Here is a 13,314-nt window from a genome sequence, read left to right as displayed (position 1 = left end):
AACCCCCATGCGCGTCACGCTCGGCGACCCGCTGGCTCTGATACCCGGCTTCGAGCAGGCCCACCGCGAGCAGACGGCGACCTACCCCCCGGCCTCCCCGGAGGAGATGGGGTGGCAGCCGGTGCACACCGTCTACGTGCCCGCCGACCGCTTCGACGCGGGCACGGTCGCGGCCTGGGGCGAGGCCGCGCTGGACCTGATGCGCCGGCACCTGTCCAGGAAGGACACGGCCCGGTTCTTCGAGATGCACGAGCAGACGGCCAGGGCCGTGCACGAGAGGGTGACGGCGAAGCTCGCCGCCGAACCGGTCGAGGACCTGCGGATCGACTTCGAGGACGGTTACGGCGGGAGCCCCGCCGAGGAGGACGGCCACGCCGTCCGGGCCGCCGAGGCGGTCGCCGCCATGCACGCCGGTGGAACGCTCCCCCGCCGGTGGGGGTTGCGGGTGAAGTCGTTCGCCGACGGCGACCCGGCCAGGAGCGTCCGGACGCTGGACGCCTTCCTCACCGGGGTGGTCGAGCGGGCGGGTCACCTGCCCCCGGGATTCGTGGTCACCTTCCCCAAGGTGCTGATGCGGGACTACCTGGAGCAGTTCGCCGCCTGCCTCGCCGCCCTGGAGAAGGGGCTGGGGCTGGGTGAGGGCGAGCTGCGGTTCGAGATGCAGGTCGAGGCCGTCCAGACGCTGCGGTTCCTCGACGCCGGGCTGGCCGCCGCACTCGGCGGCAGGCTGGCCGCCGCGCACTTCGGCGTCTTCGACTACACGGCGAGCTGTTCGCTGCCCCCGCACGAGCAGCGGCTGGACCACCCCGCGTGCGACCACGCCCGCCAGGTCATGCGGGCGGCGTTCGCCGGGACCGGGGTGGAGCTGTCGGACGGCTCGCTGGCCGCCGCGCCCGCCTCCGACGACCGGTACGCCGTGCGCAACCTGTGGTGGCGGCACGTGAGCCTGATCCGGCACTCCCTGGCGGACGGCTTCTACCAGGGCTGGGACATGCACCCGGCGCACCTGGTCAGCCGCTACGTCGCGGTCTACCACTTCCACCTGTCCCGCTACGACGAGTACCTCGGCAGGGTGCGGGCCTGGGAGGAGCGGCGCGCGGCCGAGGGCGGGACGCTGGAGGAGCCCGCCACGATCAGGACCGTGGCCGCCGCCCTGCGCCGCGCCGACCTGGCCCTCGGGAACGCCTGACCCCGGGTCCGGTCCGGCCGGGCGCGGCGGGCCGCCCGTCCGGCGGGGCCGTAGGGCGGGGACCGTGCGGCGGGCGGGCCGCGCGGCGGGCGTCAGTCGATCAGCTGCCGCCACTGGCGGACGCGGTGCGGGTCCACCGGGTGGGACCACGACGCCCGTACGGCGCTGCCGACGTGGAAGGCCCGCACGCCGTACTCCTGCAGAACCGGGACGTGGGACGGCCGCAGCCCGCCGCCCGCCATGATCAGCGGCCCGTCTCCGGCGGAGCAGCGGGCCCGGAGGACGTCCAGGCCGTCCCGCACGCCGCCGGGGGCGCCCGAGGTGAGCACGGTGGCGAGGTTGGGCAGCAACCGCACGGCCCGCCAGCTCGCCCTGACGTCGGCCGCGTGGTCGACGGCGCGGTGGAAGGTCCACGGCAGCGGCGTGACGGCGTGGATGAGCGCCTCGGTGGCGGCCAGGTCGACCGCCCCCGCGGCGTCGAGGAAACCGAACACGAACCCGGCCGCGCCCGCGTCGGCGAGGGCCCGGGCGTCGCGCCGCAGGCCCTCCAGCGACTCGGGCGTGGCCAGGAACGACGCCTCACCGCGCAGCATGACCATCTGTGGCAGCGCGCATTCCTTGGAGATCGCGGCGACCGTCTCCACCGCCGGGGTGAGCCCGTCGGCCGCCATGTCCGCCACGATCTCCAGGCGGTCGGCGCCGCCCTCCTCCGCCGCGACGGCGTCGCGCACGTCGAGGGCGATCACCTCAAGCAAGGATCTGGTCATGGAGGTGAGGCTATCCGATGACTTTGTCCTGGGATCTCCTTGGTTCAGCGGCGCCGTTCCAGGGACGGTCCACGGCCTCTCATCGACGAACCCCGACGGTCCGCGGCGAGCCGCCGTCCTCCGCGCCCGCCCCGCCGGCCACGGCCGGCTCACCCGGGACGGCCGGCTGGCCGGTCAGCGGGCCCGTCAGCGGGCCGCGGAGGTCGGCGAACGGCAACGCACCGGCGAGGACGTCGCCACGCAGGCCGCCCGCCCTCTGGAACAGCGCCCCGGAGGCGCGGTGCGGCAGGTCCACCGTGCGCAGGTGGGTGAATCGCTGGCCGCGGTAGTACCGCTGGAGCCCGGGGTTGTCCTTGGAGCAGTCGAGGCGCAGCCACCTGCGGCCCGCCGCCAGCGCCCGCAGGCCCGCCCAGTCGAGCAGGGCCTGCCCCAGGCCGAGCCCCGCACAGGCGCGGGAGACGGACAGCTTGTGGACGTAGAGCGCCGTCCCGGGAGCGTCCTCGGCGGTCCAGAACTCGGGGTCGGCGTGACCGTCCAGGGCGAGGGTGGCCGCGGGGCCGTCCTCGCCGTCGAGCACGTACATGGTTCCCTCCTCGATCAGCGGGCTGATGCGCTCGGCCGGGAAGCCCCCCGCGGGCCACTGCCGCACGCCGCGGCGGTTGAGCCAGTCGGCGGTCTCGGCCAGGAGCGCGAGCACGCCCGCGAGGTCGCTCCCGTCCGCCCTGCGCAGGGTGAGACGGGCGGTGGTGGTGGGGTGGGTGGGGCGAGCGGTACCGGAGTGCATGGTGCATCCCTTCGTTGCGATGGGTGGAGAAGAGGACACGGAGAGTGCCGGTCCGATGGCATACGGCGACCGTGTCCGGCCAGGCGGAACGCCTAGGGGTCGAAGACGCGTAAGGGGAACGCGGAGGGGGGCCGGGAGCAGGCTCCGGCGGAGACCGCCCGGCGGCGGCGCCCGGGGAGCCGACGGCCCTCGGAGGCGGCCCGGCGGCGCCCTGAACCGGGCCCGTGGTGGTCCATGGGGCCAGGCCGGGGACGGTCCTCGGAGACGCACCGACGGTGGGGCCCGAGGCCGGACGCGAGTGGGGAGGGAACGCCGTGCCCGCCGGGACCGCGGGCGCGGCCCGGTCCTCGCCCGCGGGGCGGGCGGGACTGGGGCCGCCCCGTCCGGGCGGTCACGGAGGCGTCAACGGCTTTCCAGCTCGTATCTGATCAGATGCTTGTCGGCGGGCAGCACGGACACCGCGACGCGCACCGGGGCGTCGGAGGAGTCGTAGCCGACCCGGACGTAGACCATGACCGGCGTGCCCTGCTGGAGCTGGAGCCGGTCCGCCTCCGAACTGGTGGGCATGCGCGCCCAGATGTCGTCGACGACCCGGACCTGGGGGTGGCCGAGCTCCTCCAGCACCCGGTTGGCCCCCCGGGTGATGTCGCCGGGGCGGGCGATCTCGGAGTCGGAGACCAGCTCCAGCGGGAAGTAGGAGTCGTTGGTGTTGTACGGCTGGCCGTCCACGAACCGCAGCCGGCGGCGGACCACGGCGTGCTCGTCGTCGGCCAGCTCCAGTCTGCTGGCGATCTCCTCGGCCGGCCGTACGATCGAGACCTCGATGTGCTGGCCGGGCGAGCGTCCCTCCTGGGAGACGGCCCAGGCGAACGCCTCGCGGGTCTCCCCCGACTGGGGCCGCAGCTCGCGCTGGGGGTGCATGAGCAGCGGGCGGCGCTCCCTGACCACGGTCCCCCGGCGGGGGGTGCGGGTGACCAGGCCCTCGTTGACCAGCTCGCCCAGGGCGAGCCGCACGGTGTTCCGGCTCACCTGATGGGCCAGCATGAGCTCCGCCTCGGTCGGCAGCTGATCCCCCGGTCCGAGCGCACCGGAGTAGATGGTCCTCCTGAGTTCGGAGGCCACCTGCTGATACAGCGTTGACCGTGGCATTAAGTCCCCTTTGTGCCAACAAACTAGACGATCTGGTTCTAGCGGGAAACCGGCCCTTGACCCAACCTCCCGCAACCCGCATCATCCAATCGTTGGTACAAATCCATCGAAAGGTCGGCGAGGGGGTGAAGGTCCGGGTGTTGCCGGTCCCCGCGGACGCGCCATATGTGCCCTGGCGCGAACCCCGCGAGGCAACGCGTTTACTGCGCTACGCGCTGCACCGCCAGGGGTTCACCCACACCTACCAGAGCAACGGGAACGGGATGTCGGTCCTCTCGGTCCAGACAGACCTGACCGTCTGGTGCAGAAGCGGGCTCTTCGTCTGGGACGAGGAAGGCCGCGAGACCTGCCACCCCGCCGACGACCCCGCGGGGGCGGCCCGCGTCATCTCCCTGCACTACCGGAGACCCGCGTTCGCCGCCCCCGTCCGGGAGAGGACGGGCTTTCGCGCCCCCGCCTCTCCCGTCACCTACTCCGTGCGCGACTGAACGGCCTGAGGACCCCACCCCTCGCCGGGGTCCTCGGGCCGGCGCGCCGGGGCGGAGCGCGTCCTGGCGGGTCCCCCACGCCCGCCAGGACGCGTATCCCGCGTCCTCAGCGCCATCAGCCTCGGCCCCTTCCGGCGCGGCCCCTCCCGTCCCGCGTCTCTCCGCCCCGGGGTCCCCGGCCGCGGGCGTCCCCGCCACGGCACCTCCCGTCCCGGATGTCCCGGCGGGCACACCCGGGGAAGGCGCGCCCGCCGCGGGCGGTTCCGGTCCGGCCGTGCCGCCGTCCGCCCCGCCCTCCATGACGGAGATCCGGAGGGCCCGGCGAGCCCGGGGGCCCGGCGCGCGTCCCGGGCCGCGGATGCGAACATGGGCTCCTACGCGACCCGGGCACCGGAGCCGGGCCGCCGCCCAAGCCCCGCCCCCGAGGGGCGCGGGGCCGGCCTCGACGGAGTCAGCATGCACAGCGGCCTTCCCCAGGACCCGCCAGGCGATCGGGACACGCCCCGCGGCGTACCCGGCGGAGCGCCCGGCCGGTGGGGCGCGCCCGGCGGCCCGGAAGCACGCGAGGGTCCGGAGACGCCCGGCGGCCCGCGAACGGCCGGAGGGCCCGGGGGCCGCCCGCGAGGCGTCGACGAGCGGCGGTTCCGCTCGGTGCTCGGTCACTTCGCCACCGGCGTCGTCGCCGTCACCGCGCTCGCCCCCGGCGGCCGCCCGCACGGCCTGGCCGTCGGCTCCTTCACCTCCGTCTCCCTCGATCCCCCGCTGGTGGCCTTCTGCGTGGGCAGGACCAGCACGAGCTGGCCGCACCTCCGGCCCGCCGACGTCCTGACGGTCAACGTGCTCGCCGAACACCAGAGGCCGGTCTGCGACGCCCTGGCCGCCAGCGGCGGGGACAAGTTCGCCGGCCTGGACTGGACCCCCTCCCCCGCGGGCAACCCGGTGTTCGACGGGGCGCTGGCCTGGATCGACTGCTCGGTCGAGGCCGAGTATCCCGCCGGGGACCACATGATCGTGGTCTGCCGGGTGCGTGACCTGGACGTTCACGCGAGCGGCGGGCCGCTGGTGTTCTTCCGGGGCCGCTACGGCGCCCTCCACCTCTGACGCCTCCCCGCCCCGGCGTCCCCCACCGCTCCCGGCACCGGCGGAAGGCGGGGACAATTGCCGGGTGCGATTCGGGATTCTTGGGACCACACAGGCGTGGCGGGACGACGAGGGCGAGGTGAACCTCGGGGGGCCGGCCCGGCGGGCGCTGCTGACCCTGCTGCTGGCCCGGCCCGGAGAGGCGGTGGCGGCCGATCGCCTCATCGACGACCTGTACGGCGAGCGGCCGCCGGACGGCGCCGGGCACGCCCTGCAGTCGCAGATCTCCCGGCTGCGCCGGGCCCTGGGCCCCGGCGCGACGATCGAGGCGGCCCCGCCGGGCTACCGGCTCGCGGCCGGCCCCGGCGACGTGGACGCCCACCGCTTCGAACGGCTGGCCGACGAGGGACGGCGGGCGCTCACGACCGGGGACGCGGCGCGGGCCGCCACGCTGCTGCGCGAGGCCCTGGACCTGTGGCGGGGGCCGGCACTGGCCGACGCCGCCGCGGCCGGGTCCGTCCAGGCCCTGGTCACGCGGCTGGAGGAGCGCAGGCTTGGCGCGCTGGAGGACCGGATCGAGGCGGACCTGCGCCTGGGCGGGCACCGCTCCGCCGTACCGGAGCTGCGGGAGCTGGCGGACCGGCATCCGCTGCGGGAGCGGCTGCGCGGCCTGCTCATGCGGGCCCTCGCGGCCGACGGCAGGCAGGCCGAGGCACTGGTGGCCTTCGAGGAGACCCGGCGGCTGCTGGCCGACGAGCTCGGCGCCGACCCCTCCGCCGGGCTGGCCGCGATCCACCGGTCCATCCTCCGGGGAGAGGTGCCCGCCGTCCCCGGCCCGACCGCGCCGCCCGCGCCTCCCATGACGGCCGGGGCGACCGGGGCGACCGGGTCGTTCGCGTCTCCTGTGACGGCCGGGGCGACCGGAGGGACCGGTGTGCCGGGACCGTCCGCCTCGGGCGCGCCGCCCGCGCTCGCCGCGCCGCCCGCGCAGCTGACGAGCTTCGTCGGCCGTGCCGGGGACCTCACCGAGATCGCCCGCCTCCTGGACTCCGCGCGCCTGGTCACCCTGCTCGGCCCCGGCGGCGCGGGCAAGACCCGGCTGGCGGTCGAGGCGGTGAGCGGCCGGTCCGGCGTCTGCTTCGTCGAGCTGGCGCCACTGCGTGACGGCACGGAGCTGCCACGGGCCCTGCTCGGCGCGCTCGGCCTGCGCGAGGGCGGGCTGCTCGCCGTACCGGCCGGGACCACGCCCCTGTCCCGACTGGTCGCGGCGCTGGCCGACCGGCCTCCGCTGCTGGTCCTCGACAACTGCGAGCACGTCGTCGCGGCCGTCGCCGAGCTGGCCGGGCACCTGCTGGCCGCCTGCCCCGGGTTGCGCGTCCTGGCCACCAGCCGCGAACCGCTCGGCATCACCGGCGAGCACCTGTGGCCGGTCCGCCCGCTGGCGCCGGACCAGGCGGCGCGCCTGTTCACCGACCGGGCCTCGGCCGTACGGCCCGGCTTCGCCCGGACCGGGACCGGAACCGAGACCGGAACCGAGGCCGTGGCCGGAACCGAAGCCGTGACCGAGGCCGAGGCCGTGCGGCGCGTCTGCGCGGCGCTCGACGGCCTGCCGCTGGCGATCGAACTGGCCGCGGCGAGGACCCGCACCCACGACGTGACGGAGATCGCCGCCCGCCTGGACGACCGGTTCCGCCTGCTGTCGCGCGGCAGCCGCGCGGCCGACGCCAGGCACCGGACGCTGCGCGCGGTCGTGGCGTGGAGCTGGGACCTGCTGAGCGAGGAGGAGCGGGTCGCGGCCAGGCGGCTGACGGTCTTCTCCGGCGGCGCGACCGCCGGGGCCGCGGAGCGCGTCTGCGGGATCGAGGACGCCGAGGACGTGCTCGACTCGCTGGCCGACAAGTCCTTCGTGGAGTTCGGCGGCGGGCGCTACCGCATGCTGGAGACGATCCGCGCCTACTGCGCCGAGCGGCTGGAGGAGGCCGGGGAGGCCGGCGCCGTACGGCGGGCGCACGCCGGCCACTTCCTGGATCTGGTCAGGGACGCCGCGCCCGGCCTGCTGCGCACCGGGCAGCTCCGCCGGCTGGAGGTCCTCACCGCCGAGCACGAGAACCTCCACGCGGCGCTGCGCTGGGCCGTCGAGACCGGGGAGACCGCGACCGGCCTGGGCCTGCTGGGGGCCATGTCGGGCTATCTGTGGATGCGCGGCATGCGTTCCTCGGTGATGGCGCAGGCCGTCGCGCTGCTGGAGGCGATCGGCCCCGACCCCGACCCGGCGTTCGGGGACGACTACGTCATGTGCGCGCTCACCGCCGCGGCCGGCGAGGCCGGCAGGCGGGCGTGGGAACGTCACCGGGGGGCCGCGGAGGCGATCGTCCTGCGCCCGGACCGGCCGCGGCGCAACCCGCTCACCACGTTCCTGTGGCCGATGCTCAACAGCGGCGGGTCCGGCGAGGACGTGGAGGTCGCCCTCTCGGTGATCACACGCGGGCGGACCTCCCCCGACCCGTGGGAGCGGGCGGCCTCCTGCCTGGTCTGGGGCTACCCGCAGCTGGCGAGCGGTGACCTCGCCCAGGCCGAGCGGGAGTTCACCGCCGCCGCCGACGCCTTCCGGGCGCTCGGCGACCGCTGGGGGACGGCGCTGGCCCTGGACGCGCTGGCCGGGCTGGCCGGATGGTGCGACGACCCGGCGCGGGCGATCGCGCTGACCGACGAGGCGCTGACCCTCACCGAGGAGCTGGGGGCGGACGAGGACAGTTCGGACCTGCTGTGCAACCGGGGCGACCACCGGGTCCGCCTGGCTCACCTCGCCGGGGCGCGCGCCGACTACGCGCGGGCCGCCGAGCTGGCACGCCGCGCGGGCAGCCCCACCTGCCTGGCCGCCGCGCTGCGCGGCCTCGGCGACATCGCCCGGCTGGAGGGAGACCTGACCGGGGCGCGGAGGCTGTACGAGGAGGCACTGGAGCGTTTCGACCCGCACTGGGTCAGGAGCGTGGGCAACCACGTGGGCGCGCTCATCGGGCTCGGCCGGGTCGAGGAGTACCGGGGCCGGATCGCCGAGGCGCGGGCGCGGTACCGGCAGGCCGCCGAGCTGGCGGTGAGATCGGGGCCGCTTCCCGACGGCGCCAGGGCGGTGGAATGCCTCTCCGGGACCGCGCTGGCCGAGGGCGACGCCGCCTCGGCGGCCCGGCTGCTCGGCGCGGCCACCGCGCTGCGCGGCGTCATGGCCGCCGATGACCCGGACGCGGCCCGGACGGCGTCCGCCGCGCGGGACGCGCTGGGCGAGCGGGCGTACGAGGCGGCCCGCCGCGAGGGGCTGCGGCTGACCCCGGAGGAGGCGTTGCGCCTGGCCGGGGTGCCCGAGCACGTCATCCGTTCCTCGCCGGCCCTCGGCTTCGCCGCCGAGGGCTGAGGCGGCCGGTGAGCCTCCGGTGAGCGGCCGGTGAGGCGCGCGGGAGGCGGTGCGGCGGGGGTGAGGGCGCGGTGAGCGCCCCCGGACAGGCTTGCCGTCATGAACACCACTTCGCGGCTCAAGAGCAAGAACGTCCTGATCTCCGGCGCGAGCGTCGCCGGTCCCGCGCTCGCCTACTGGCTGCGCCGTCACGGCTTCAACCCCACCGTGGTGGAGCGGGCGCCCGCGCTGCGCGACGGCGGCTACGCGGTCGACTTCCGCGGCCGGGCCCACCTGACCGTCCTGGAGCGGATGGGCATCCTGGACGACGTCCGGCGCGCCCGGACGGGCATGGGCGCGATGTGGTACGTCAACGAATCCGGGAAGAAGCTGGCCGCGATGCCCGCCGACCTCTTCAGCGGCGACATCGAGATCCTCCGCGGTGACCTGGCCCGCATCCTGTACGAGGCGACCCGGGACGACGTCGAGTACGTCTTCGGCGACTCCATAGCCGCCATGACGGAGGACGAGCACGGCGTCGAGGTCACCTTCGAGCGGGGCGCGCCCCGCAGGTTCGACCTCGTGGTGGGCGCCGACGGCCTGCACTCGACGGTGCGCTCGCTGGCCTTCGGCCCGGAGTCCCGGTACGTGAAGGACCTGGGGCTGCACTGCGCGGTCTTCACCACCGACAACTTCCTCGGGCTCGACCACACCGGGCACCTGTACAACACCCCCGGCAGGCTCGTCGGCCTCTACAGCTCCCGGAACAACACCGAGGCCAAGGCCACGTTCTACTTCGGCTCGCCGAAGCAGCCCTACGACCGCCACGACACCGGGCAGCAGAAGAAGATCCTCGCCGAGGCGTTCGCCGGGGTCGGCTGGGAGACCCCGCGGCTGCTGGAGGCGATGTGGGACGCGCCCGACTTCTACTTCGACTCCGTCAGCCAGGTCCGCGTGGACGGCTGGTCGCGGGGCCGGGCCGTCCTGCTCGGCGACGCCGCCGCCTGCCCCTCGCCGCTGTCGGGCATGGGCACCGGCATGGCCATGGTGGGGGCGTACGTCCTGGCCGGGGAGCTGGCGGCGGCCGGCGGCGACCACCGTACGGCGTTCGCCCGCTATGAGGAGGAGATGCGCGGCTACGCCGACGGCTGCCAGAAGGGGGCCGAGGGGACCGCGAAGGTGATGGTCCCGGAGAACCGCTTCGTCGCCTGGTTCATGAGCCAGAACTACCGGCTGCTGCCGTACGTGCCGTGGAAGGGCATGATCGCCAAGGGGGCCCGCAGGACGGCCGAGGCGATCACCTTGAAAAACTACGGCCTCTGACCCGGTGTCGCCCTGGGTACCACAGCACCATGGAGCGAACGGCACGATCCGGTGGTCCCGGTCACCGCGCGGCCGGGGGCCGGAACGTGGAAAGCCGATGATCGCGGTCATCCTGGCCCTGTGCGCCGCCGCGTGCAACGCCACCGCCTCGGTGCTGCAGCGCAAGGCGGCACGCGCCCTCCCGGAGAGCGGGGTGTCCGGTTTCACGCTGGCCTGGCGGCTGGTGCGGAACCCGGTGTGGCTGGGCGGCATCGGCGCGCTCATCGGAGGCTTCCTCTTCCAGGCCGCGGCGCTGGCCACCGGCGGCCTCACGCTCGTGCAGCCCCTCCTCATCACCGAGCTGCCCTTCACGATCGCCCTCGCCGCGAAGATCTTCGATATCCGGCCGAACCCGGAGACGTGGCTGGCCATCGGCTCCCTGACCGGAGGACTCGCCCTCCTGCTGGTGGCCGCCTCCCCCTCACCCGGGCGGAGCTATCCCGACCCGGACGAATGGCTGATCACCGTCACGGTGACGGTCTGCGTGATGGGAGGTCTCATCGCGGCGGCGAGGGCCTCCCGCGGACACCTCCGCGCGGCCCTGCTCGGCACCGCCTCCGCCCTGGGGTTCGCCTTCACCGCCACGCTGATGAAGGAGGCCACCCATGTCCTCTCCGCGGAGGGGACCGGGGTGCTGACCACCTGGTCGCCGTACGCCATGGTCGCGGCCGGCCTGGTGAGCGTGGTGCTCTTACAGGAGGCGCTGCGAAGCGGAAGCCTGGTGGTCGTGCAGCCGGCGCTCAGCGTCGTCGATCCGGTGATCAGCATCGTGTACGGCGTCGCGCTGTTCGACGAGACGATCCGGCTGGGTCCGTGGATCGTTGCGGAGCTGGCCGGCCTTGGACTGATCCTCTATGGCACCGTACGGCTGGCCCGCTCGCGGTTCATCCAGGGATGAACCGGACGAGGGGGTCCGCGAGGCCGAAGAACGACTCGACGGGCGGCGCGGCGAACAGCGCCGCCGCCCGGGCCGCCCGCCGGTCGCGTTCCCCGTCGCGCCCCAGCCGGTCCAGCGCGGCGGGCAGCTCCCCTGGGCCGGGGACGTACACGCTCAGCCCGGCTCGCGCCATGGCCAGGACGCCGTCCCTGCCGTGCCCGGGGATCGGCCGGCAGGAGAGGACCGGCACCCCGGCCGCCATCGCCTCCCGGCACGTCAGACCCGCCGCGTTGTCCACCAGCGCGTAGGCGGCGGCCATCAGCCCCGGCATGTCGTCGCACCAGCCGAGGGCGATCGCGGTGCCTGCCAGGCGGCGGCGCAGCTCCCGGTTGCGCCCGCACAGCACGACTGGCACGTACCGTCCCGAACCCGCCAGGACGCCGGCCGTCTCCTCCACCTCCCCCACGCCCCACGAACCCGCCGAGACCAGGACCAGCCGCTCCCCCGCCCGCGCGCCGGGCGGGAGCCACGCCGTACCGGGACCGGTGTCAGGGACCGAGCCGGGGCCGGGGCCGTTGTCCGGTCCCGATCCGGGAGTGGAGCCGGGGCCGGGGCGGCGGAACTCCGGTCGCACGACGGGGGCGTGGCAGGCGGCCGGACGGCCGGTGACGGCCCGCACGGCGCGCGCGGTCGCCCGGTCCGGGCACAGGTAACGGTCGTTGCCCGGGTGCAGCCAGAGGCGGTGCGCCGCGAAGTCGGTCAGCAGGACCGTGCTGGGCGCCCGCAGGAGGCCGCGCCGCCGCAGGTGCCCGGCCGCCTGCGCGGCCAGGTGGAAGGTCGAGACGACCTCGGACGGCGGCCTGCGGCGTACCAGCCGGCGCAGCCCGGCCGCGGCCAGGAGCGTCAGCGGCGACACCGGGGGCGTCCGGCCCGGCGTGAAGAAGGCCCGGTAGATCAGCGCGTACATCCAGGGGGCCGAGCGCATCATCCAGCCGTACCACCGGCGCAGTCCCGCCCCGAGCCGGAGCGGCAGCAGCTCCAGCACGTCGGCCACCTCGGCGTCGACGCCCCCGGCCGACAGTCGCCTGGCCAGCTCCGCCGCGACCGCGTCGTGCCCGGCGCCCATGCTCGCGCTGAGGATCAGCACCGTGCGCCGCGTTGGCATCGCGTCCCCTCTCGCGCAGACTCTGAGGGGTGAGACGTTCCGCGCCGGTCCCGGCCGGCTCCGGTGAACCGGGTCGCGGGAGGACGGGCCCCGGGAAGGCGGGCCGTGCCGCGCCGGCCGCGCACACGCCCGGAGCGCCGGGTCGTGCCGCACTGGCGGTCGCCGGCCTGGCGCTGCTCCACGTGGGACCGGCGGCGACCTGGCTGCCCGCCGTACGGCGCCTGCTGCCCGGACTGGCCGGGGCGGGGGCGGCCGACCACGTCGCCCTGACCTTCGACGACGGGCCCGACCCGCGCTCCACCCCGCGTTTCCTCGACGAGTTGGCGCGGCTCGGCTGCCGGGCCACGTTCTTCGTGCTCGGCGAGATGCTCGAACGCCATCCCGCGCTGGGCCGGCGCGTCGTCGCCGACGGCCACGAGATCGCGGTGCACGGCTGGCACCACGGCAACGCCCTCGCCGCCGCGCCGGGCCGGACGGCGGCCGAGATCGGCGCGGCGGCCCGGCTGGTGGCGGACGTCACCGGCGTCCGCCCCATCTGGTACCGGCCGCCCTACGGCGTGCTCAGCGCCGAGGCCCTGGTCGCCGCGCGGGTCCTGGGCCTGCGCCCGGTGCTGTGGACCGCCTGGGGTCGCGACTGGACCCGGTCGGCGACGCCGTCCTCCGTACTGGCCGCCCTGGCCCCCGGCCTGCGCGGCGGGGCCACGCTCCTGCTGCACGACTCCGACCACACCTCCGCTCCCGGGTCCTGGCGCTCGGGGCTCGGCGCCCTGCCGGAGCTGGTGGCGCGCTGCCGCTCCGCGGGCCTGCGGGTCGGACCGCTGCGGGACCACGGCGTCAGCGGCTCCAGCGGCTCCCGCGGCGCCGTCCGCCGGCACCCGGTCCTCCACGACGCCCCCGAGACCGCCGCGCCGGGGAACACCGGCGACGCGGAAAACGCCCCGGGCCCCTGGAACGGCTTTCATGACAATCCACTACCTACCACCCGGAAGGAAAAGCCCGGCGCTTTCCAATGACTAGGCAAGGGCAAAACATCAAACGCTCTCCCACCTCATTTCCGGTAAACAT

At 75.5% G+C, this 13,314-nt stretch carries 11 protein-coding genes; 7 read left to right on the top strand and 4 right to left on the bottom strand.

The genetic code is table 11. The features are described 5' to 3' along the window. Positions 1–7 precede the first annotated feature (7 nt). Positions 8–1,189: a DUF6986 family protein gene (locus ACQP10_RS09470; RefSeq protein ID WP_346020732.1), complete on the top strand. Its 1,182-nt coding sequence runs from the start codon at positions 8–10 to the stop codon at positions 1,187–1,189. A 92-nt stretch (positions 1,190–1,281) separates the two neighbouring features. Here ACQP10_RS09470 and ACQP10_RS09465 read toward each other — a convergent pair whose 3' ends face one another. From ACQP10_RS09465 to ACQP10_RS09455, 3 genes are all read right to left on the bottom strand, one after another. Continuing rightward, positions 1,282–1,956 (bottom strand): copper homeostasis protein CutC, encoded by a 675-nt coding sequence (locus ACQP10_RS09465; RefSeq protein ID WP_179818912.1) that lies wholly within the window; start codon positions 1,954–1,956, stop codon positions 1,282–1,284. Positions 1,957–2,035: 79 nt separating this feature from the next. Beyond that, positions 2,036–2,740, bottom strand: a complete 705-nt coding sequence (locus ACQP10_RS09460; RefSeq protein WP_246423920.1) for a GNAT family N-acetyltransferase — start codon at positions 2,738–2,740, stop codon at positions 2,036–2,038. Positions 2,741–3,142: 402 nt separating this feature from the next. Further along, positions 3,143–3,889, bottom strand: a complete 747-nt coding sequence (locus tag ACQP10_RS09455; protein WP_346020734.1) for a GntR family transcriptional regulator — start codon at positions 3,887–3,889, stop codon at positions 3,143–3,145. A 167-nt stretch (positions 3,890–4,056) separates the two neighbouring features. Between ACQP10_RS09455 and ACQP10_RS09450 the strand changes: the two genes are divergently transcribed. The 5 genes from ACQP10_RS09450 (at position 4,057) to ACQP10_RS09430 (ending at position 11,105) form a co-directional block, all read left to right on the top strand. Next, positions 4,057–4,377, top strand: a complete 321-nt coding sequence (locus tag ACQP10_RS09450) for a hypothetical protein (RefSeq protein WP_433541236.1) — start codon at positions 4,057–4,059, stop codon at positions 4,375–4,377. A gap of 651 nt (positions 4,378–5,028) precedes the next feature. Then, positions 5,029–5,478 carry a flavin reductase family protein gene (locus ACQP10_RS09445; protein WP_390002545.1) on the top strand — a complete coding sequence of 150 codons (450 nt, stop codon included), beginning with the start codon at positions 5,029–5,031 and terminating at the stop codon, positions 5,476–5,478. A 64-nt stretch (positions 5,479–5,542) separates the two neighbouring features. Beyond that, positions 5,543–8,866 (top strand): AfsR/SARP family transcriptional regulator, encoded by a 3,324-nt coding sequence (locus ACQP10_RS09440; RefSeq protein WP_433541235.1) that lies wholly within the window; start codon positions 5,543–5,545, stop codon positions 8,864–8,866. A 99-nt stretch (positions 8,867–8,965) separates the two neighbouring features. Beyond that, positions 8,966–10,168: an FAD-dependent monooxygenase gene (locus tag ACQP10_RS09435; protein WP_346020738.1), complete on the top strand. Its 1,203-nt coding sequence runs from the start codon at positions 8,966–8,968 to the stop codon at positions 10,166–10,168. Between the two features lie 97 nt (positions 10,169–10,265). Next, positions 10,266–11,105 carry a DMT family transporter gene (locus tag ACQP10_RS09430; RefSeq protein ID WP_179818921.1) on the top strand — a complete coding sequence of 280 codons (840 nt, stop codon included), beginning with the start codon at positions 10,266–10,268 and terminating at the stop codon, positions 11,103–11,105. Here ACQP10_RS09430 and ACQP10_RS09425 read toward each other — a convergent pair. Continuing rightward, positions 11,092–12,249, bottom strand: coding sequence for an MGDG synthase family glycosyltransferase (locus ACQP10_RS09425; protein ID WP_433541234.1), 1,158 nt, complete (start codon positions 12,247–12,249; stop codon positions 11,092–11,094). The two genes, ACQP10_RS09430 and ACQP10_RS09425, sit on opposite strands and share 14 nt — an antisense overlap. A 29-nt stretch (positions 12,250–12,278) precedes the next feature. Here ACQP10_RS09425 and ACQP10_RS09420 point away from each other — a divergent pair, with 29 nt between their 5' ends. Next, a complete protein-coding gene (locus tag ACQP10_RS09420; protein WP_433541233.1) occupies positions 12,279–13,262 on the top strand; it encodes a polysaccharide deacetylase family protein in 984 nt (327 codons plus the stop codon). Positions 13,263–13,314: the final 52 nt, after the last annotated feature.

It is taken from the genome of Streptosporangium sandarakinum (assembly GCF_050942225.1).
GTDB classification, from domain to species: Bacteria; Actinomycetota; Actinomycetes; order Streptosporangiales; family Streptosporangiaceae; genus Streptosporangium; species Streptosporangium nondiastaticum.
The sequence above is the reverse complement of the archived record's forward strand: the minus strand, read 5'-3'. Positions and strand labels throughout refer to the sequence as shown.